The organism is Streptomyces sp. NPDC048623, from assembly GCF_040650755.1.
Taxonomy (GTDB): domain Bacteria; phylum Actinomycetota; class Actinomycetes; order Streptomycetales; family Streptomycetaceae; genus Streptomyces.
In genome coordinates this window covers 1-21232 of record NZ_JBEZHV010000014.1, presented here as the reverse complement: position 1 = coordinate 21232, position 21232 = coordinate 1, and the positions used below count along the sequence as shown (strand labels likewise).

The following is a 21232-nucleotide window of genomic DNA, read 5'->3' as shown; positions in this document are numbered from 1 at the left end:
CGGGCTGGTCTTGGCCAGAAAGCCTGTACGAACGACCCGGCTCGCGAACTACCGTCCGGTGGTACAGGGGGCGGGGGTCGCCGGATGACTCGTGCTCTGGGACGTCCGGCGGTAGGGGGCTCTCTGATGACTGTCCAGCGCGTGGTCCGCGGCCGGACGGGCGTGACCATCATCCTGGCCATGGTGCTCACCATGTCCGGGCTGACCTCGCCCGAACTGTTACGCAGCGCCGCCGCGACGGTGCCGGACGCCGGGTCGGCGGTCACCGGGCCGGAGGGGCCGGAGGGCACGTCGTTCAACCCGAACCAGATCAAGGACATCAAGGCGGCCGATCCCGGCTCCGGGGTGAACCTGGTAGAGGCGCCCACGGCGAACAACAGCGGTGACGCGCGGTTGTCGTACCCGCTGGAGGTGCCGAAGGGCCGCGCGGGCCTGGAGCCGAAGCTGGCCGTCACGTACAACTCGTCGGGGGCGAACGGGTGGCTCGGCGTCGGGTGGGATCTCACCACCCCGATGGTCACGGTCGACACACGGTGGGGTGTGCCGCGCTACGACGCCGGGCTGGAGACCGAGACCTACCTGCTCAACGGCGAGCAGCTGACCCCGGTGGCGCACCGGAGCGAGTTACAGGCGCGCACTGCGGAGAAGGTGTTCCACTCCCGGGTGGAGGGCTCGTTCGACCGGATCGTGCGCCACGGCGACAGCCCTGCGAACTACTGGTGGGAGGTCACCGACAAGCAGGGTGTCCGCACGGTCTTCGGCGGCACGGCCGACAGCACGCTGGCCGACGGCGCGGGTCACGTCGCCACCTGGGCGGCGCGGGAGGTCCGCGACGGCAACGACAACGTCCTGCGCTACCGGTACGCCAAGGTGGCCGACGGCGGCACGACGGACTCCACAGTGCCGGGCAGCGACCTGTACCCGCAGAAGATCACCTACACCGGCCGCGGCGACACCGATGGCAGATACTCGGTGACGTTCGTCCGGGACCGCGAGCGCGGCGAGCCCCGTCGGCCGGACGTGCGGATCGACGCCAAGTACGGGTTCAAGAAGGTCACCGCCGACCTGCTGCGGCGCGTCGAGGTCAAGCTGGACGACCAGCTGATCCGCGCATACGAGCTGAACTACCGGACCGGCGCGTTCGCCAAGACGCTGCTCACCTCGGTGTCGCAGTTCAGCGAGACCAACCAGCTGTTCCACACCCACACGTTCGACTACTTCGACGACGTGCGCGATCAGGCGGGGAACTACAACGCCTTCGCCGACGCCGCGGGTTGGTCGGTGCCGGACGACGACCTCGGGGTGAACATCCGCGAAGGCGAGGCCAGCGCGATCTCGGCCAACACCTCGGTCGGCTTCGGCGCGCACCTGTTCGCGGGCTACAACGTGCAGGGGCTGACCACCAAGGAGGGTTCCGTCGGGCTGAAGGTCGGGTTCAGCGCGGGCCAGTCCGACGGCCTGTCGACACTGACCGATGTGAACGGCGACAACCTGCCGGACAAGGTGTTCCGCAAGAACAACGACGTGTTCTACCGGCCCAATCTGGCCAGACCAGGTGGTGAACCGAAGTTCGGCGACACGCCGGTCAAGCTCACCGGCCTCCCGGGAATCTCGACCGAGCGCACGCTGTCCGGCACCATCGGCGTCGAGTCGTACGTCCTCACCACCTCCGCCCAGCTGGACTTCGTGGGCACCACGACCACCTCGGACCGGTTCTTCAGCGACGTCAACGGCGACGGCATAGCCGACCTGGTGAACAACGGCGGCGTGCTGTTCGGCTACCTGGACGCCAACGGGCAACCCGCCTACAGCGCGGACTCCAGCCGCACCCCGGTGCCGATCGGGGGCGGCAAGGTGACCGGCGAGATCGTCGGCGACCAGACCGCGCAGTTCAACCAGCAGGTGGACAACTCACCTCTCCTCGACACCGTGCGCCGCTGGGTCGCGCCGTTCGACGGCACCGTCCGCGTGGACGGCAGCGTGCAGCTGACCCAGGACCCCTCCCCGGCGCGGGCCGCGTACACCAAGGCCGACGGCGTGCGGGTCACCATCCAGCACAAGGACGCCGAACTCTGGGCGCAACGGATCGGCCCCGACGACCACACCGAGTTCACCCCGGGCAACGTGGCGTCGATCCCGGTGAAGAAGGGCGACGCGCTCTACTTCCGTACCCAGTCCATTCTGGACGGCAAGTACGACACCGTGGCGTGGGACCCGGCGATCACCTACACCGACCTGCCGGCCGGCACGGACGCGAACGGGCTGGCGAACACCGTGTTCCGTGCGTCGACCGACTTCACCTACGGCGGCCGGCCGTCCCTGGTGACCGTGCCGGTGAACGGCACGCTGCGGCTGACCGGTGACGTGGTCAAGTCCAAGGCGACCTCGGACGACGTGACCGTCGTGATCGAGAAGGGCAACGGCGTCCACACCCCCGCGGAGGTGTACCGCAAGGTCCTGCCCGCCGCGTCGACCGGCACCACCGCGATCGACCTCAGCATTCCGGTCAGCACGTTCGAGAAGATGTCGTGGAGGCTGAAGACCGACTCCCCGATCGACGCCTCGGCGGTGAGCTGGGCGCCGAAGGCGCACTACACGGCCGCGCAGGGGGTCGAGTCGGTCGTCGACGCCAAGGGCGATCCCACGCTGGTGATCAACCCGCCGTACGACATGACCATGTTCCCGGCGGACACCCTCACCGCGCCGCAGCAGTCCTACAAGGCGACCAGGACCGGCCAGTTGAAGGTGCGGCCGAAGGTGTCCTTCAACTTCAATCTCCTCGGTGACGCCAAGATCGCGTTCACGGTGAAGAAGCGCGGCGGGCAGCTGCTCGGCAAACGGATCTTCCAAGTCAAGGACACTTCCCCCTTCGGTGGCCCGAACCTGGACCTGACCGTGCCGGTCACCGCCGGCGACGAGCTCTACATCGACTACTCCACGGCGGAGACCGGACTGCTCGGACTGCTCGTCGAGCAGTCCGCGTCGGTCACCTACGACGTGACGTCGAGCTGGCCGACCTTCACCCCGGCGCCCAGCGCCATGCACGGTTCCGTCGGACAGGGCGCCTTCGCCCAGCCCTACCGCGGCTGGGGTGTGATCGGCTACCAGGGCAACCGCGACCGTGCCACCCAACCGCTCAAGCAGGCCGAACTCACGCTGGACCAGAGCTTCAAGGACGCGCTTCCCAAGGAGCCCAAGGAAGCGGACGTCGCGCCTTTCGCCGCGAATCCCCGGCTCACCATGCCGCGGCTCGCGGTGTTCGCCCCCGTCCCCGCCAAGGGAGGCTGGGCCGCTCAGGACGAGTCCTCCTGGGTCACCGCCGCGATGGCGACCAGTTCCCGCCTCGGCGCGGACACCATCGACATCGTCACCGACGCCGACGTGGCGGGCGACCGGGCGGTGATGCGCCGCGGTGTCACCGGCCAGGTGTCGGCCACCCTCGCGGCCGGCCCGTTCGGCGGCACCGTGGTCGGCGGGATCACCGCGGGTTCGGTCGACTACCTCGACCTCAACGGCGACGGCTACCCCGACGTCGTGGGCGCCAAGGAGATCCAGTTCTCCGACATGACCGGCGCGCTCGGCACCACGCGCGGCACCCTCGGCGGCAACGTCCGCGAGGCGGACAACGTCTCCGGCAACGTGGCGCTCTCCGCGGGCAGCGAGACCGCCACCATCGCCAGCGCCCTGGGCATGGCCGCGCCCGACGCGGGCACCAGCGCCAACACCGCCACCACCGGCGCGGTCCAGCCGTCGCTCGGCATCGGCGGAAGCCTCGGCGGCGGCGAGTCCGACGTCCGCGTCGACCTGATCGACATCAACGGGGACGGGTTGCCGGACAAGGTGTTCGGCAACGGCGACGTCCAGTTGAACCTCGGCTACTCCTTCGCCGCCCGAGAACCCTGGTCGGCCGGACCGATCAACGACGCGTCCACCCGCAACGTCGGCGTCAACCTCGGGTTCAACGTCGACCGCTACGGCTTCGCGGGCGGTGTGTCCGCCGAGCTGGGAACCTCGTACACCAGCGCGAGCATGACGGACGTCAACGGCGACGGCCTCACCGACCGGGTGTTCACCGACGGGGCCAATCCGATCAAGGTCGCGGTCAACACCGGCACCGGCTTCACCGCGCCCGCCCCCTTCCGCGGCAGCTTCCCCGACATCGCCGTCGACAAGAACGCCAGTCTCGGCGGGGGCGTCTACTTCACCGTCGGCCTGCCCACTCCCGTCGGCGTCTTCGTCTTCAACCCCGGCGTCAACGCGTCCACCGGCATCAGCCGGGCCGAGACCAGCCTGCGGGACGTCAACGGCGACGGCCTGGCCGACCACGTCAAGTCCACCCGGGACGACGAACTCCTCGTCGCGGTCAACAAGACCGGCCGCACCAACCTGCTGCGCTCGGTCAGCCGGCCGATGGGAGCCCGTATCGACCTGGACTACACCCGGTCGGGCAACACCGCCGACATGCAGGAGAGCCGCTGGGTGCTCTCCCGCACCTCGGTCTTCGACGGGCTCGCGGGTGACGGTGCCGACACGCGTCTGACCACCTTCCGCTACGAACAGGGCCGCCACGACCGGCTGGAGCGCGAGTTCCTCGGCTTCGGCCGCGTGGTGACCGAGGACCGCGATCCCGCCGCGGACGACGCCGTTCGCCGCACGGTGACCGACGAGTACCGCACCGACGGATACGTGAGCCGCGGCCTGCTCACCCGCACGCTGACCGAGGACGGCGCCGGCCACCCGTACCGCGAGACACTCAACACCTACCGGCTGCTCGACACCTCCACAGGCGAGGAAGCAGACCCGAAGAGCCGGACCGCCACCGTCTTCCCGCAGCTCACCCGCGTCGAGGAAAAGCACTACGAAGGCGCGGCCGCCGCGGGGAAGTCCACCTCCACCGACCTTTCCTACGACGAGTACGGCAACGTCACCCGCACCTTCGACGCGGGTGACGAGGGCACCGCGGACGACCTGGAGACCGTCTACGCGTACAGCGGCGCCGACGCGCAGTGCCGCGACCGGCACCTCGTCGGCACCGCCAACGCGATACGGCAGAAGGCCGCGGCCACCGGCGCGCTCCTGCGCCACCGCGAATCCACCGTCGACTGCGCGACCGGCGCCGTGAGCCAGGTACGCGAGTACCTCGACGACGACACCGCGGCCGTCTCCGACCTGACGTACCACCCGGACGGGAACCTGAAATCGGTGACCGGTCCGGCCAACGCCAAGGGACAGCGCTACAAGCTGGAGTACGGATACGACACCACCGTCGGCGTACACGTCGAGTCCGTCGAGGACAGCTTCGGCTACCGCTCGTCCACGGCGTACAACCTCAAATACGGGCAGCCCGAGCGGAACACCGACCAGAACGGCCAGCCGCTCCGGATGTCCTACGACAGCGTCGGCCGACTCGACAAGGTGACCGGGCCGTACGAGAAGGACGGCGACCAGGCCACGATCACCTTCGGCTACCACCCCGAGGCGACCGTCCCGTACGCCACGACCCAGCACCTCGACCGTGCCGCCTCGGGCGTACGCGACGACACCATCGACACCGTCACCTTCACCGACGGCCTCAAGCGTGTCCTGCAGACGAAGAAGGACGCCTCGGTGTCCGCCTCGCCCGGGGCCACGCCCACCCAGGTGATGACGGTCTCCGGCCGGCTGACGTTCGACCACCTCGGCCGCGCCGTGGAGAAGTACTACCCGGTGACCGAGGACAAGGGAGCCGCGAACACCACGTTCAACGCCTCCTTCGACACCGTGGCACCCACGAAGGAGACCTTCGACGTCCTGGACCGCTCGGTCAGGACCGTGCAACCGGACGGCGTCACCACCAGCACCGGATACGGCTTCGGCGAGGACCGGGCGGGCACCACCCGCTTCTTGCGGACCGTGACCGACGGGAACGGCAAGGAGCGCCGCACCTACACCGACGTCCGGGGTGCCACCACCTCGGTGAAGGAGTTCAACGGCTCCTCGGAGATCTGGACCAGCTACGCGTACGACCCCACAGGCCAGGTCACGACGATCACCGACGACAAGAACAACGTCACGCGCGCCGGCTACGACGCACTGGGACGCCGCATTTCGTTCGACAGCCCGGACGCCGGGCGCTCCGAGACCCGCTATGACCTCGCCGGGAACGTCACGTCGAAGATCACCGCGAACCTGCGGGCAGCGGACAAGGCCGTCGAGTACGACTACGAGTACTCGCGGCTGAAGGCCATCCGCTACCCGACGTTCCCGGAGAACAACGTCTCCTACGAGTACGGAGCCCCCGGCGCGCCGGACAACGCGGCCTCGCGCGTCACCGAGGTCCACGACGCGGCGGGAACCGTGCAGCGCGCCTACGGGGCGCTGGGCGAGGTGATCAAGGAGACCCGCACGATCACCGCGGTCCGCGACGCCCCGCGCACCTACACCACCGCCTGGCGCTACGACGCCTTCAACCGTGTGCTGGAGATGACCTATCCCGACGGCGAGGTGCTGACCTACGACTACGACTCGGGCGGCCAGGTCGGCCGGGCCACCGGATCCAAGAACGGTACCGGCTACACGTACCTGGACCGGGTCGACTACGACAAGTTCGGGCAGAAGATCCTCCAGCAGACCGGCAACGGGGTCCGCACCACCTACACCTACGACACCGAGGACCGCCGACTCGGAGCACTGAAGTCCGTGGAGCCGGGCGGAACCGCGTTCCAGGACCTGGGCTACACGTACGACAAGATCGGCAACATCACCTCGCTGGCGAACAGCGCGCCGCAGGGCGGGGACATCGGCGGTCCGAGCAGCCAGACCTACGGATACGACGACCAGTACCGGCTCACCTCCGCGTCCGGCCGGTACACGGACAAGAACAACGCGGTCAACACGTACACCCTGAGCCTGGGCTACGACTCGATCCACAACACCACGAGCAAGTCGCAGACCCACGCGGTGACCGGAGGCACCCCGGCCTTCCCGGTGGGAGGCGGCGGAGCCGGGCCGATCGAACCCGTCGAGGACCCGTCCAACCCGGACGACGTCCAGGACCGGACCACCTACGCCTACACGTACGCCTACGACGGCGCCAAGCCGCATGCCCCGACCAAGGTCGGCCCGATCAGCCACGCCTACGACGCCAACGGCAACCTGACGAGCACGGTCAACACGGCCGTCGCCGACAAGCGCCGGCAGTATGTGTGGGACGAGGAGAACCGCCTCGTCTGCAACCAGGACACGGCGACCGGCACCCTCACGCAGGACCCGAGCGGCTGCGCCGGAGCCACCGTCTCCTACGTCTACGACGACAAGGGCGACCGTGTCGTCAAGCGAAGTGACGACGGGCTCTCGCTGTACCCGAACCGGTACTACAGCGAACGCGACACCACCGGCTACAAGCACGTCTTCGTCGGCGACAGCCGCTTGACGACCAAGACCGTCGCGACCACCGGTCCCGAGGACGCCCAGCAGTTCTTCCACGCCGACCACATCGGCTCCTCCGGCTACGTCACCGACAAGCAGGGCAAGGTCACCGAGCACCTGGAGTACTTCCCGTACGGGGAGACCTGGGTGGAGGAACGCACCGGACAGGCGGACACGCCCTACCAGTTCACCGGCAAGGAACTCGACGCGGAGACCGGGCTCTACTACTACGGAGCCCGCTACTACAACCCACGGACCCAGCTGTGGGCGAGCCCCGACCCGGCCCTGCCCGACTACCTCGACGGGGACATGGCGGGCGGCATCGCCGAGCCGCGCAACCTCGCCGCCTACACGTACGCCCACAACAACCCGGTCAAGCTGACCGACCCGACCGGCAAGTGGCCGAAGATGCCGTCCTGGAAGACGATCGGCCACACCACCCTGGACGTCGTCGGCATGGTCCCGGTCGTCGGCGAGGTCGGCGACCTGGCCAACGCGGGCTGGTACGCCGCGGAAGGCGACTACGTCAACGCCGGCCTCTCCGCCGCCTCGGCCATCCCGGGCGCGGGCTACGCGGCGAACGCCGCCAAGTACGGCAACAGGGCACTCGACGCCGCACAGGCGGCCAAGAACGCCAACAACGCGGCTGACGCGGCGACTACGGCCAAGGCGGCCGACAACGCACCCGTCCCGAAGGCGGCGGACAGCCCTCCCGCACCCAAACCGGCCGAGAGCGGGGCAGGGGGCTGCGGCACCGGCAACAGCTTCACCCCGGACACCATGGTCGTGATGGCCGACGGCGACAACAAGGCCATCGAACAGGTCCGAGTCGGCGACGAGGTCACCGCCACCGACCCGGTGACCGGAGAAACCGGCCCACGCACGGTCACCGCGCTCATCACCGGTGAGGGCGAGAAGAACCTGGTCGAGATCACGGTCACCAACCCCGGTGGACATCCGGGCAAGGTCGTCGCGACGGACAACCACCCGTTCTGGGCCCCCGAACTCGGCAAGTGGCTCTACGCCAAGGAAATCGTCCCCGGAACGCTACTGCAGACCGGCAACGGCTCCTACACCCAGGTGACCGCCGTGCGCGCGTGGACCCAGCACAAGCGGGTCCACAACCTCACGGTCGATGACCTGCATACGTACTATGTGCTGGCGGGCGAGGCGTCGGTACTCGTTCACAATGCAACGCCGGGTCAGAAGTGCGATCTGACGCTGGGTGCTGGTCCGCACGCCCGAGAGGGAGTAGCCCTGGAGAACGGTGACATTGAGGCACCTGGCGTTCGAGATCTCATCAATGAGTCAGGAAATGCGCACGGCTGCCACACCTGCGGTGCCAGGACGCCGGGCACCAAGGGCGGCGATTGGATTCCAGATCACCAGCCGCCGTCTGGTCTTATCGATCTCGGAACTCCTCAGACGGCGTATCCGCACTGCCTGGACTGCGCCAGGAGGCAGGGCGGGATCGTTTCGCAACTTTCACAAGGAAAGAGCAATAAGGAATGGTAGCTGGTATCCCCATTGTTTCATTCCTGGCGAAAATCGAGCACGGATGCCTGATCTTGCGGGATGCGAGAAGTCGCGATGACGTCAGCGACTGGGACCCGGCGTCGAATGGCTGGTATCAAGAGGGCAGTTCACTCATCTTCGGCGTTCAGGCCAGTGTCGATGGTCCTGTTGAATGCGAGGTATGGAAGTCGGTTCCGCCTGTGATGCTTCCGGCGAACCTCTTTGAGACGTCACTCCCATGTCCGTCCGGGTGGCTTGTATTGCACGACCCGAACGAATACGTCCGAATGCAATTCACGGGATTCCGTGACTCCGTGATCTGTTCGGTTATGGTCGATGATCTGCAATTCCCGTCAATGATCCAGATCTTGCTGAGGGGGTAAGCCGATTAGATTCTTGATGCTTGCAGGACCGGGCGAGGCCATATTCGGGGGTCTCGCCTGCTTCTCGCATACGGCGTGAGGGCGTCCTTCTGCTGGGGAAAGTCGGCCGTCGATGGTCCGTTTGATCTGGGCCCAGACGCCTTTCTGAGAGTTGAGGTCGGGTGCGTGGGAGGGCAGCTGGAAGACGGTCGGCCCAGGTCGCCGATGTCCTCCCGGTCGGCGAACGCCTGCGGGAAGTGGGGCTGCCGCCAGGCGTACATGTCGTGCCGCGAGTCCGGCACCCGAGTCGAGACCGCGAGTGGAGGTCTGCCCGGCGGCGAGGGCCCGGAGTCAGCACCGATCCAGCACGACGCACCCGAACGGGCCGGAACGGACGCCGGCGGAAGTCAGCACCACGTCAGCACCAGTACATCTGTGCTCGATTTGCCTCGTGCAGTCCGTGCCTCTGACCTGCGTGTTTGTGCGCGAGGGCGCCGCGTGGTGAGCGGCGCCCTCCCATGCGGAGAACATCTGGCTGCGCACGAAGAGGTACCACGCGAACGGCAAGGTCAGGAGCGGTGCGGGCGGGGTCTGCTATCTGTACTTTCCCGACCGCCCGACTCCCGCCCAGCGCAAGGCGCTTCAGGCCGTCGGGGTGTTCTGGCCGGCGGGATCGGTCACGGGGTCTTCGGCAGGTTCCCGACGAAGATCAGGCCGTCCGTCGTTCCCAGGTGCGCCGGGTCCAGCGGGGCGTAGCCGAACCAGGGGGAGACGCGCGTCGTCGGCAGGTCGGTGCCGAGGTGTGCGGCGAGGCGGTGGGGGTCGAGGAGGCAGGGGGGCTCGGGGAGCTGCTCGTACAGCAGGCCCTCCAGCGTGTCCGGCGGCGGCGCGTCCACGCCCTGATGGCGGATGGTGCCCAGGGCCGTGGCGACGAAGGCGTACTCCGCGCGCAGGCGCGTGCTCACCAGGGCGCCGGCGCTCCACCACTCCAGCGGGTCCCCGCCCATCCGCATCGTGCTCTTCTCCCGCTGGAGATGGGAGTTGTGGGAGTAGGCGAAGACCGGACCCCGGTCGGCGAGGGCGAGCAGGTTCTCGGCCATCATCCGGTCCCGTACGCCCAGCAGCCGGGTCAGGCGGGCGGGCGAGGTGTCCGCCATCCAGTGGTGGTACTGGAGCAGGCCGAGCGCGGTGCGCGCGTGGAGGCGGGCGAGGTCCAGCTCCTCCCGCGAGGTCGCCGCGAGCAGCAGGGGCGCCTGCTCGTCGAGCAGCGCCGCCAGGTCGTCGGCGAGCAGGCGCAGCTCGCGGGCCTCGGGCGAGCGGCCCACCGAGCGGGCCGGGTCGTACATGACGGCGGGGTCGGTCCACTGCTCGTCGGTGCCGAGCAGGCGGTCCAGGGTGTCGGCGGTACAGGACAGCAGGGCTGGGTTCACATGGGCCGCGAGCCGGCCGTGGAGCGCGGTCAGGGCCTGCCGGGGGCTCTCGGCGCCGCTGATCTCCAGCGGGCCGTCGAAGCCCGCGAAGCGGACCCGGTCGTCGGCGGGCCGGCCCTCGTTGAAGGCGCGCATCCAGCGCACCAGGGCGCGGTTGGCCGCCGAGGTGCCCCAGCCGTGGCTGATGCCGCGCTCCACGACCTCGTCGAGGCGGTCGGCGCCGTCGGTGCCGTCAGTGGCGCCGGAGGTCACGTACGCGTCCACGGCGAGCCCCCTGAGGCAGTCGCTCTCCAACGCGATCGTGCGGTAGCCCTCCTCCTCGACGAGCTGCCGGAAGAGTGCGTTGCGCAGGTCGAGGAGGGAGTCCTCGCCGTGGGTGGGCTCGCCGAGGGCGAGCAGCCGGGGCCGGTCCGGGAGCAGCTCCAGGACGGCGGCAGCAGAGACGGAACGGGCGGTGTCCTTGATGTCAGTCGCCATGCCTTCAACGCTATCGTTGAAGCCTCGGTGGAGACTTACGGCCGCCTTTCCCGCGCTATCGTCGGATGCATGGGGAGAAACCTTCAAAGCAGGAGTACGGGCGAGCGGCTGCGGCCGATCGATCTGGCCCGTGGGCACGGTCTCTCCACCCAGGCGGTTCGCAACTACGAGGAGGCCGGCATCCTCCCGCCCGCCTCCCGCACGCCCAGCGGCTACCGCGCCTACACCCCGCTCCACGCGAGCGCCCTGCGCGCCTTCCTCGCCCTGCTGCCCGGCCACGGGCACCCGGCGGCGACCGCGATCATGCGGGCCGTGAACGAGGGCGACCCCGACGAGGCCTTCCGCCTCGTCGACGAGAGCCACGCCCTCCTCCTGGAGGACCGCCGCACCCTCCGGGCGGTGGAGGGCGCCCTGCGCGATCTCGGTCCGGAACCCCCGGGTGGTGCGCACAGGTCGTCCGGCGACACCTTCATCGGTCCGCTGGCCCGCCGGCTCGGCATCCGGCCCGCCACCCTCCGCGCGTGGGAGCGTGCCGGACTGGTGCGCCCGCGCCGGGACCCCCGTACCGGATACCGGGTGTACGCGGAGGCCGACGTACGGGACGCCCGCCTCGCCCACCAGCTGCGCCGCGGCGGCTATCCGCTGGAGCGGATCGCCCCGCTGCTCGCGCAGGTACGGGCCGCCGGCGGCCTCGAACCCCTGGAAGGCGCCCTCGGCGACTGGCGCGCCCGGCTCTCGGCCCGCGCCCGCGCGATGCTGGCCGGGGCGGCGGAACTGGACGCGTACCTCCGCGAGCGCGGCTGAGCGGGCGTCCCGCGGGCAGGCGCCCGTCGGAGGGCTCCTATCGGAGGGCTCCCGTCGGAGGGCTCCCGTGCCGCCGAACCGTGAGAAGGGACCCGAACCGTGAGACGGGACGGGCGACCGGGCATAACCCTCCTTACGGGACCCGATCCCCGAGCCCCACAGGGAGGAGCGCGCCGCCATGGTCGTCGAACGCCGGCTGCCCACCGAAGAGGCCCGGGAGCTGCTCGCCCTGGTCCGGGAGATCGCCGAGCGCGAGATCGCGCCCCGCGCCGCCGAGGAGGAGGCCGCCGGGCACTTCCCCCGCGAGCTGTTCCGGCTGCTCTCCGCGTCCGGGCTGCTCGGACTGCCGTACGACTCCGCCCACGGCGGCGGCGACCAGCCGTACACCGTCTACCTCCAGGTCCTGGAGGAGCTCGCCGCCGCCCGGCTCACCGTGGCCCTCGGCGTCAGCGTGCACAGCCTGTCCTGCCACGCCCTCGCCGCCTTCGGCAGCGAGGAGCAGCGTGCCGCCCACCTCCCCGCGATGCTCGGTGGCGGGCTCCTCGGCGCGTACTGCCTGTCCGAGCCCTCCTCGGGCTCAGACGCGGCCGCGCTGCGCACCCGCGCGGTCCGGGACGGCGACGAGTGGGTGCTCGACGGCACCAAGGCATGGATCACCCACGGCGGGATCGCCGACTTCTACACGGTCATGGCCCGCACCGGAGCCGAGGGCCCGAAGGGGATCACGGCCTTCCTGGTGCCCGGCGAGGCGCCCGGCCTGAGCGCCGCCGCGCCCGAGCGGAAGATGGGCATGAAGGGCTCGCCCACCGCCCAGGTGCACCTCGACGGCGTCCGGGTCCCGGACGCCCGCCGGATCGGGGCCGAGGGCCAGGGTTTCGCCATCGCCCTCGCGGCCCTCGACTCGGGGCGGCTCGGCATCGCGGCCTGCGCGGTGGGCGTGGCGCAGGCCGCGCTCGACACGGCCGTGGCGTACGCGCGCGAGCGCCGCCAGTTCGGCCGGCCGATCGCCGACTTCCAGGGGCTGCGCTTCCTGCTCGCCGACATGGCCACCCAGGTCGAGGCGGGCCGCGCCCTCTACCTGGAGGCGGCGCGGCTGCGCGACGAGGGCCGGTCCTTCGGCAAGCAGGCGGCCATGGCGAAGCTGTTCTGCTCGGACGCGGCGATGCGGGTCACGACGGACGCGGTGCAGGTGCTCGGGGGGTACGGCTACACCGCGGACTTCCCCGTCGAGCGGCTGCTGCGGGAGGCGAAGGTGCTCCAGATCGTCGAGGGTACCAATCAGATCCAGCGTGTGGTCATCGCACGCCACCTGGCCGGACCAGAGTCCCGTTGACCCGTACCGTACGGTCCGCCCAGACGGGCCCCGCGGCCAGTCGGCTCCACTCCTGGTCGCTGTGGCCCGGCAGGGTCCTGCCGCGGCTGGCCCACAGGTCGAGCACCGCCCGGTAGATGGGCGGGTCGGCGGGGTGGCCCGGCGCGGCGGCCCGCGCAGGCGCGGGCACGGGCACGGGGACGGGGACGGGCGCCGGAACGGGAACGGACGGGGGCGGGGGTACGGGTACGGGCGCGGGCGCGGCGGGCGAGGCGGCCTGCGACTCGGGCGCCCGGGCGGGCGCGGGAACCGGCGCCGGAACCGCCTGCTGAACCGATTCTTCAGAGCGCGGCTCGGACTGTCGATGCCGGCCGTATCCGCTGGGTGTCGTATACAGCGTGGTCATGCCCGGACCAACGCTCCGGCCCGGCCCGCGGTCACCGCCGGACGCCGTCGAGCGGGAGTTCGAGCCGTCCCCGTCGGCGTCCCCGGCGGGCGGCCGCAGTGCCGGGGCTCAGGCCCGTACGCCTTCCGCCTCCCTTCCCCGCGTGCACGACTCTGGTCCCCGGCCCGCGTTCTGACGTACCGTCAGTTCTCCTTCGCCGCCGAGGAGGTCACACGTGTCAGACGACCGGCCCGTCCCGCTCGACGAATACCCCGTGCACCAGGCGCCGCTCTCCATGAAGCACCACGTCAGCGGCGACCGGAACGCCTACGACCGGTGCATCTTCCATGTCTTCGACCACCAGGGCCGCGCCCTGCTCGTCGCCGGGCTCGGCGTCTACCCCAACACCGGCGTCGTCGACGCCTACGCGACCCTGCGCACCGGCGACCGGCTGCACGCGGTCCGCGCCTCCGACGCGCTCGGCGAGGACCGGATGAACCTCTCCGTCGGGCCGCTGACCATCACCGTCGACGAGCCGCTCAAGCGCCTCTCCCTGCACTGCGCCCCCGACCCCGCCGACCCCGACGGGCTCTCCTTCGCTCTCACCTGGACCGGCGACTTCCCCGCCGTCTGGGAACCGCACCACACCCAGCGGCGCGGCGACCGCCTCACCCTGGAGGGCCGCCGCTTCGTCCAGGCCGGACACTGCGCGGGCCTGATCCGCGCGGGCGGCGAGGAGTTCACCGTCACGGCGGGGGAGTGGACCGGCACCCGCGACCGCAGCTGGGGCGTGCGCCCGCTGCCCGGCGAAGAGCCGGGCCGCGCCGAGGAGTTCCGCCCCGAGGGCTTCCACTGGCTCTGGATCCCGATGCGTTTCGAGGACCGCTTCCTCATGGTCGTCGTCCAGGAGGACGCCGACGGCTACCGCACCCTCAACGAGGCGCTGCTCGTACGGAACGGGCGGCGCGACACCCAGCTCGGCTGGCCCCGCACCGACATCGCCTACCGCCCCGGCACCCGCGACCCGGAACGTGCCGTCGTCCACCTCACCGACCCGGCCGGCAAGTCCCTGGAGATCGGCGTCGAGATCCTCGCGTCCTCCCCGCTCGCCGTCGGCGCCGGCTACCCGCCCGCCCCCGACTGGCAGCACGGCAGCTGGCAGGGCCGCGAGTGGACCGACCGCCGGGTCTACGACCTCTCCGACCCGGCCGCACACCCGCTCGCCGCGTACGGCGTCACCGACCACGCCGCCCGCTTCACCCTCGACGGACACACCGGCCACGGCATCTTCGAACACGGCTCCTTCGGCCGCCACGACCCGAGCGGCTTCGCCGACCACACCTCCACGGCCCCGTGAAGGAGCCCTTCATGACCGCGCGTGCGCCCCGCCCCCGCACCTCCACCCGCGACCCCGAGGAGCTCGGCCGACGGCTCACCGCCTGGCTCGACGGGCGGCTCCCCGGTGCGCGGGCCGTCGGTCTCGCCGTACCCGGGTCCAACGGCATGTCCAGCGAGACCCTGCTCTTCGACCTGGAGCACCCGGACGCACCGGTGCGCGGCTGCGCGCTCCGACTGGCCGCCGACCCCGCCGCGTACACCGTCTTCCCCGTCTACGACATGGCCCGGCAGCACCGGGTGATGCGGCTCGTCGGCGCGCACACCGACGTGCCGGTGCCGCGGGTGCTGTGGCTGGAGGAGGACCCGGGGCCGCTGGGTGCGCCGTTCTTCGTGATGGAACGCGCCGAGGGCCGGGTGCCGCCGGACGTCATGCCTTACACGTACGAGGGAAACTGGCTCCACGCGGCGAGCGACGCCGAACGGGCCGTCCTGGAGGCCGAGTCGGTCGCGGTCCTGGCCCGGCTCCACGACCAGTTCCCGGCGAGCCAGGCGGAGTTCCTGCTGCCGGCGGGGCCGGGTAGTCCGCTGCGGCGGCATGTCGAGGCCCAACGCGCCTACTACGCCTGGGTGGTGGACGGACTCGCGCCCTCGCCGCTCATCGAGTCGGCCTTCGACTGGCTGGAGGCGCACTGGCCGGCCGACGAGGGCCCGGCGGTGCTCACCTGGGGCGACGCCCGGATCGGGAACATCGTCTACGACGGGTTCAGGCCCGCGGCCGTGCTCGACTGGGAGATGGCGGCCTGCGCCCCGCGCGAGGTCGACCTCGGCTGGACGGTCTATCTGCACCGCTTCTTCCAGGACCTGACGGTGGGCTTCGGGCAGCGGGGACTGCCGGACCTCCTGCGCCGCGACGCGGTCGAGCGGCGGTACGCCGCACTCACCGGGCACACGCCCCGCGACATGGAGTTCCACACGCTGTACGCGGCGCTGCGGCACGCGATCGTGATGCTCAGGATCGCGTACCGGCAGGCGTACTTCGGGGAGGTGGACGTGCCGGTGAACGCCGAGTACGCCGACGGCCTGATCCTGCACCACGCCACGCTGGCGGCGATGGTGCAGGGACGCTACTGGTGAGGACCGGGAGGCTCGGGCGCCGGTCCGGGACCGTGCGGGACCAGACCGCGGATCAGACCGCGGGTCGGGCCGTGGATCAGGCCGCGCGGCGCAGCTGGGCCGGCTTGATCGGGCGCGAGCCCGGGCCGCCCACGTGCGAGAACGGCTGCATCCGCCAGTCCAGGCCCTGAGGCAGCGTCAGGAGCAGGGCGGTGTCCTGCTCCTGGGCCTCCAGGGTCTCGTCGGCGGCGCTCGCCTCGGTCGCGGCGCGGCCGGTGCCGGAGCAGACCGTGAGCACGAAGGGGTTCCACGGCGTCGGGCAGAGCGCGTGCTCCGGCAGGACGTCCTCGTCCGCGAGCAGCGCGATCGGCTGCTCGCAGTCCGGGCAGATCACCCGGTACATCTCAAAGGTGTCGTACGCGTCGAGCTCGTCGACGGTGTCGACGGAATCAACAGGCTCCTGCATGGAGAATCTCCCCCTCGGACGGGTCGGCCGGATCTGAGTGGCCTCGACCACAGCAAGCAATTCCCATACGGCCGACCGCATAACCGTGAGGTCACGCCCGAGACCCGCAGATGACTGTGGCGTTCGTCACATGCCCGTCGCAGATGCCCCAAGGATGCCCCGTACACCCCGCGAATGCCCCGGACACCGGCATGCACCCTGCCCCCGGCTGTGCCCCCGACCCGCCGGGGCAATAGGGTCGCCGCATGGAGGAGCTGGATCGTCAGATCGTCGAGTTGCTCGTCAAGGACGGGCGCATGAGCTACACCGACCTGGGCAAGGCCACCGGCCTGTCCACCTCGGCCGTGCATCAGCGCGTCCGCCGACTGGAGCAGCGCGGTGTCATCCGCGGCTATGCCGCCGTCGTCGACCCGGAGGCCGTCGGCCTGCCGCTCACCGCCTTCATCTCGGTGAAACCCTTCGACCCCAGCGCCCCCGACGACACCCCCGACCGGCTCGCCGACATCCCCGAGATCGAGGCCTGCCACAGCGTCGCCGGCGAGGAGAACTACATCCTCAAGGTGCGCGTCGCCACCCCGCTCGAACTGGAGCACCTGCTCAGCCGGATCCGCTCCCAGGCCCATGTCTCCAGCCGCACCACGGTGGTGCTCTCCACCCCGTACGAGGCACGTCCGCCCCGTATCTAGAACGCCCCGGCCGGAGCACCCCCGGGACCCGGCGGACAAACCGGGTCTCCGTAGGTCCTAGCCTGGTGGGATGAGCGCCAACGAACACCGCACCGTGCTGCTGCGCGGTGGAGAAGTCCACAGCCCCGCCGACCCCTTCGCCACCGCCATGGTGGTCGAGCGCGGGCACGTCGCCTGGGTCGGCTCGGAGGGCGCGGCCGACGCCTTCGTCGCCGGGGTGGACGAGGTGGTCGACCTGGAGGGCGCGCTCGTCACCCCCGCGTTCGTCGACGCCCATGTGCACACCACCGCCACCGGCCTGGCGCTGACCGGCCTCGACCTGTCCGCGGCCGGCTCGCTCGCCGACGCGGCCGAGCGGATCCGCGGCTACGCCGAGGCCCGCCCCGCCGACCGGATCCTCATCGGGCACGGCTGGGACGCCGCCCGCTGGCCCGAGCGCCGCCCGCTCACCCGCGCCGAGCTCGACGAGCTGACCGGCGGCCGGCCGCTCTACCTCACCCGGATCGACGTGCACTCGGCCGTCGTCACCACGGCCCTGCTCGACCTGGTGCCCGGCGTCCGCGAGCTCGACGGCTTCCACGACGGGCAGCAGCCGCTCACCGGTGCCGCCCACCACGCCGTACGGGCCGCCGCCTACGCGGCGCTCTCGCCGCGCCAGCGCACCGAGGCGCAGCGGGCCGCCCGCGAGCACGCCGCCTCGCTCGGCATCGGCACCCTGCACGAGTGCGGCGGTCCCGAGATCTCCTCCGAGGACGACTTCACCGGTCTGCTCGACCTGGCCCGCAGCGAGCCCGGTCCCCGGATCGTCGGCTACTGGGCCGACCTGGACGTCGAGCGGGCCCGCGCCCTCGGCGCCCTCGGCGCGGCCGGCGACCTGTTCGCCGACGGCTCCCTCGGCTCCCACACCGCGTGTCTGCACGAGCCGTACGCCGACCTCGCGGGTATCGGCCACTCCGGCACCGGCCACTCCGGTACCGGCCACTCCGGCGCGGGACACACCGGCACCGCCCACCTCGACGCGGCCGCGATCACCGCCCATGTCGTCGCGTGCACCGAGGCCGGCCTGCAGGCCGGATTCCACGCGATCGGCGACGCCGCCGTCGACGCGGTCGTCGAGGGCGTCCGGGCCGCCGCCGAGAAGCTGGGCCTGGCCCGCATCCGGTCCGCCCGGCACCGCGTCGAGCACGCCGAGATGGTGAGCCCCGAGGCCATCGCCGGCTTCGCCGAGCTCGGCCTGACCGCCTCCGTGCAGCCAGCCTTCGACGCGTACTGGGGCGGCGAGGAGGGCATGTACGCCGACCGCCTCGGCGTCGAGCGGGCCCGCGCCCTCAACCCGTACGCCGCGATGCTGCGCTCCGGCGTGCCCCTCGCCTTCGGCTCGGACAGCCCGGTCACCCCGCTCGACCCGTGGGGGACCGTGCGGGCCGCCGCCTTCCACCGCACGCCCGAGCACCGGATCTCGGTGCGCGCCGCCTTCACCGCGCACACCCGGGGCGGCTGGCGCGCGGTCGGCCGCGACGACGCCGGCACCCTGGTGCCGGGCGCCCCGGCCGACTACGCGATCTGGCGGGCCGGCGAGCTCGTGGTGCAGGCGCCGGACGACCGGGTGGCCCGCTGGTCGACCGATCCGCGCTCCGGGACGCCCGGTCTGCCCGATCTGACCCCCGGCGGTGACCTTCCGGTCTGCCTGGAGACGGTGGTCTCGGGGCAAACCGTGTTCGTGCGGCCGAACGAGTGACCTAAGGACATTTCGCGCCGCCGCCCGCACCCCGCCGGGTTCGCCCGCGACCTGCGGATCTTCGTGGACCATCTGCAGAGACGGTTCATCGCCGCAGGTCAAACGGGTGTTGACAGCGGACCGGGACCGGCCGGTAGGTTCGGCGCGTCCACCAAGGACGTCCGACCGGTTGCAAACCTCCACGCAGGCACCGAACGCCGCCCGCGCCTCGGGGGCGAGGGAAGGTTTTTCCGGCGGAGGGTGCGACCCGGGTGGGGCCCGGTGTTCAGTAGACAACGGCCTCGGTCGATCCGCAGCCAGCGGATCCCGGGTCGGCCCGAAGGACGCCGGGCCCCGATCCCGCACCTCGTGCGCGCGGCTCGCTATGGTGGGGGCTCGCGCATGTATCCGAAGGGGCAGTAGTGAACGACGGTGGCCAGAGGCGTTACGGCCCGCTCGGCAAGGCCTTGGTGATCATCCCGACCTACAACGAGGCGGAGAACATCAAGCCGATCGTCTCCCGTGTACGGGAGGCGGTACCCGAGGCGCATGTGCTCGTCGCCGACGACAACAGCCCCGACGGCACGGGCAAGTTCGCCGACGAGCTCGCCGCCGAGGACGACCACGTCCACGTGCTGCACCGCAAGGGCAAGGAGGGCCTCGGCGCCGCCTACCTCGCGGGCTTCCGCTGGGGCATGGACCACGGCTACGACGTCCTCGTCGAGATGGACGCCGACGGCTCCCACCAGCCCGAGGAGCTGCCCCGGCTGCTGACCGCCCTCAAGGGCGCCGACCTGGTGCTCGGCTCCCGCTGGGTGCCCGGCGGCCGGATCGTGAACTGGCCCAAGTCCCGCGAGTTCATCTCGCGCGGCGGCAGCCTCTACTCCCGGCTCATGCTCGACGTGCCGATCCGCGACGTCACCGGCGGCTACCGTGCCTTCCGCAAGGAGACCCTGCAGGGCCTCGGCCTCGACGACGTCGCCTCGGCCGGCTACTGCTTCCAGGTCGACCTGGCGCGCCGCGCGGTCGCCAAGGGCTTCCACGTGGTGGAGGTGCCCATCACCTTCGTCGAGCGGGAGATCGGCGACTCCAAGATGAGCCGGAACATCGTCGTCGAGGCGCTGTGGCGGGTCACCGGCTGGGGCCTGACGGCCCGGGCGGAGAAGGTCGGCAAGCTCCTGGGCCGCAAGCCCTCCTGAGGCCGCAAGCCCTCCTGGGGCCGCTCGCCGGCACGTCCGCCTGAGCCCGCGCGGGCCAGGGCCCGTCCGGTGGATCATGGCCGGGTCCGCGACGTCGGACGCGGCGCCCCCCTGGGCCCTGCGGGCCCGGGGGCAACCCCCGCGCTGCTTCCCCCAGCCCCTCGTGGGCCCGCCCGCGCCCGGCCGGTTGCCCACGGCGTCGTACTGATCTCCGTGGTACTGATCTCCGTCGTACTGATCTTTCCTTTACGACGTTCCCGAGGGCTCCCAGGCACACTGGGGTGCATGACGACCGGCGTATCGCCTTCCCCCGCCCCCCGGCGCTCCCGCGCGCGCACCTTCCTGCCCCTGGCCCTCGCGGCCTGGCTGGTCCTGGAGATCTGGCTGCTCACCGTCGTGGCGGACGCGGCGGGCGGGTTCACCGTGTTGCTGCTCCTGGTGGGCGGCGCCGTGCTCGGCGGCGCCGTGATCAAGCGGGCCGGCCGCCGCGCCTTCGCCAGTCTCACCGGCACCTTCCAGCGCGCCCAGGAGGCGGCGCAGCGCGGCGAGATGCCGGCGGCGCCCGACCGGGCCGCCACCGAGGACCGCAACGGCTTCCTCATGCTCGGCGGACTGCTCCTGATGATCCCCGGCCTGGTCTCCGACGCCCTCGGTCTGCTGCTGCTGATCCCGCAGGTGCGTACGGCCGTCGGGCGGTACGCGGAGCGGACGGTGGAGCGCCGGATGAGCGCCGCGCCGCCCGGGAGCCTCCAGGACGCCTTCCAGCAGGCCCGCATGCACCGGCCGGACGGGAAGGTCGTGCCGGGTGAGGTCATCCGCGAGGACACGCCCCGGGGCCCCTCGCGCCCGCAGGAGCCCCGCCCGCCCCTGATGCCCTGAGGCGGGGAGCCCAGGGCGGGAGCCCGGCTCCGGGCGCGTACGCGAACGCCGCGGCTGAGCCGCCGTTCCTCCTGGAGGTTGTAGTAGACGAGGTTGGAGGGCTGGCCCGCCTTCTCCGCGAGCATGCCCTGGCCGGCAAGGC

Annotated in this window: 11 protein-coding genes and 1 pseudogene; 10 read left to right on the top strand and 2 right to left on the bottom strand. The window is 71.2% G+C overall.

Features of this window, described 5'->3' with window-relative positions; translation table 11 throughout:
* Positions 1-126 precede the first annotated feature (126 nt).
* Both AB0C73_RS20860 and AB0C73_RS20855 read left to right on the top strand, forming a co-directional pair.
* Positions 127-8922 (top strand): SpvB/TcaC N-terminal domain-containing protein, encoded by an 8796-nt coding sequence (locus tag AB0C73_RS20860; protein ID WP_362532094.1) that lies wholly within the window; start codon positions 127-129, stop codon positions 8920-8922.
* Positions 8923-9807: 885 nt separating this feature from the next.
* Positions 9808-9942, top strand: a pseudogene (locus AB0C73_RS20855) (peptidase C39 family protein); the annotation flags it as partial.
* A gap of 19 nt (positions 9943-9961) precedes the next feature.
* Here AB0C73_RS20855 and AB0C73_RS20850 read toward each other — a convergent pair.
* Positions 9962-11191 (bottom strand): erythromycin esterase family protein, encoded by a 1230-nt coding sequence (locus AB0C73_RS20850; RefSeq protein ID WP_362532091.1) that lies wholly within the window; start codon positions 11189-11191, stop codon positions 9962-9964.
* Positions 11192-11260: 69 nt separating this feature from the next.
* Between AB0C73_RS20850 and AB0C73_RS20845 the strand changes: the two genes are divergently transcribed.
* The 4 genes from AB0C73_RS20845 (at position 11261) to AB0C73_RS20830 (ending at position 16164) form a co-directional block, all read left to right on the top strand.
* Complete coding sequence (locus AB0C73_RS20845) at positions 11261-11995, top strand: TioE family transcriptional regulator (RefSeq protein ID WP_362532088.1); 735 nt, start codon at positions 11261-11263, stop codon at positions 11993-11995.
* Between the two features lie 178 nt (positions 11996-12173).
* Complete coding sequence (locus AB0C73_RS20840; RefSeq protein ID WP_362532085.1) at positions 12174-13328, top strand: acyl-CoA dehydrogenase family protein; 1155 nt, start codon at positions 12174-12176, stop codon at positions 13326-13328.
* A gap of 599 nt (positions 13329-13927) precedes the next feature.
* Entirely contained in the window at positions 13928-15049 is a 1122-nt protein-coding gene (locus AB0C73_RS20835) for a hypothetical protein (RefSeq protein ID WP_362532082.1), read from the top strand.
* A gap of 11 nt (positions 15050-15060) precedes the next feature.
* Positions 15061-16164: a phosphotransferase family protein gene (locus tag AB0C73_RS20830; protein ID WP_362532079.1), complete on the top strand. Its 1104-nt coding sequence runs from the start codon at positions 15061-15063 to the stop codon at positions 16162-16164.
* Between the two features lie 76 nt (positions 16165-16240).
* On the opposite strand, the gene AB0C73_RS20825 is transcribed toward AB0C73_RS20830, so the two are convergent.
* Positions 16241-16609, bottom strand: a complete 369-nt coding sequence (locus tag AB0C73_RS20825) for a hypothetical protein (protein WP_362532077.1) — start codon at positions 16607-16609, stop codon at positions 16241-16243.
* A 245-nt stretch (positions 16610-16854) separates the two neighbouring features.
* On the opposite strand from AB0C73_RS20825, the gene AB0C73_RS20820 reads away from it, so the two are divergent.
* The 4 genes from AB0C73_RS20820 (at position 16855) to fxsA (ending at position 21090) form a co-directional block, all read left to right on the top strand.
* Positions 16855-17295 carry an Lrp/AsnC family transcriptional regulator gene (locus AB0C73_RS20820; RefSeq protein WP_189976755.1) on the top strand — a complete coding sequence of 147 codons (441 nt, stop codon included), beginning with the start codon at positions 16855-16857 and terminating at the stop codon, positions 17293-17295.
* 70 nt (positions 17296-17365) lie between these two features.
* Positions 17366-19033: an amidohydrolase gene (locus AB0C73_RS20815; protein WP_362532075.1), complete on the top strand. Its 1668-nt coding sequence runs from the start codon at positions 17366-17368 to the stop codon at positions 19031-19033.
* 401 nt (positions 19034-19434) lie between these two features.
* Positions 19435-20211, top strand: coding sequence for a polyprenol monophosphomannose synthase (locus AB0C73_RS20810; RefSeq protein ID WP_362532073.1), 777 nt, complete (start codon positions 19435-19437; stop codon positions 20209-20211).
* 285 nt (positions 20212-20496) lie between these two features.
* Complete coding sequence (gene fxsA, locus AB0C73_RS20805; RefSeq protein ID WP_362532071.1) at positions 20497-21090, top strand: FxsA family membrane protein; 594 nt, start codon at positions 20497-20499, stop codon at positions 21088-21090.
* Positions 21091-21232 lie beyond the last annotated feature (142 nt).

Excerpts from the sequence above, each read along its gene's own strand:
- fxsA (WP_362532071.1), top strand. The coding sequence starts at position 20,497 with ATGACGACCGGCGTATCGCCTTCCCCCGCCCCCCGGCGCTCCCGCGCG.
- AB0C73_RS20845 (WP_362532088.1), top strand. The coding sequence starts at position 11,261 with ATGGGGAGAAACCTTCAAAGCAGGAGTACGGGCGAGCGGCTGCGGCCG.
- AB0C73_RS20860 (WP_362532094.1), top strand. The coding sequence starts at position 127 with ATGACTGTCCAGCGCGTGGTCCGCGGCCGGACGGGCGTGACCATCATC.
- AB0C73_RS20840 (WP_362532085.1), top strand. The coding sequence starts at position 12,174 with ATGGTCGTCGAACGCCGGCTGCCCACCGAAGAGGCCCGGGAGCTGCTC.
- AB0C73_RS20815 (WP_362532075.1), top strand. The coding sequence starts at position 17,366 with ATGAGCGCCAACGAACACCGCACCGTGCTGCTGCGCGGTGGAGAAGTC.
- AB0C73_RS20825 (WP_362532077.1), bottom strand. The coding sequence starts at position 16,609 with ATGCAGGAGCCTGTTGATTCCGTCGACACCGTCGACGAGCTCGACGCG.
- AB0C73_RS20830 (WP_362532079.1), top strand. The coding sequence starts at position 15,061 with ATGACCGCGCGTGCGCCCCGCCCCCGCACCTCCACCCGCGACCCCGAG.
- AB0C73_RS20850 (WP_362532091.1), bottom strand. The coding sequence starts at position 11,191 with ATGGCGACTGACATCAAGGACACCGCCCGTTCCGTCTCTGCTGCCGCC.
- AB0C73_RS20820 (WP_189976755.1), top strand. The coding sequence starts at position 16,855 with ATGGAGGAGCTGGATCGTCAGATCGTCGAGTTGCTCGTCAAGGACGGG.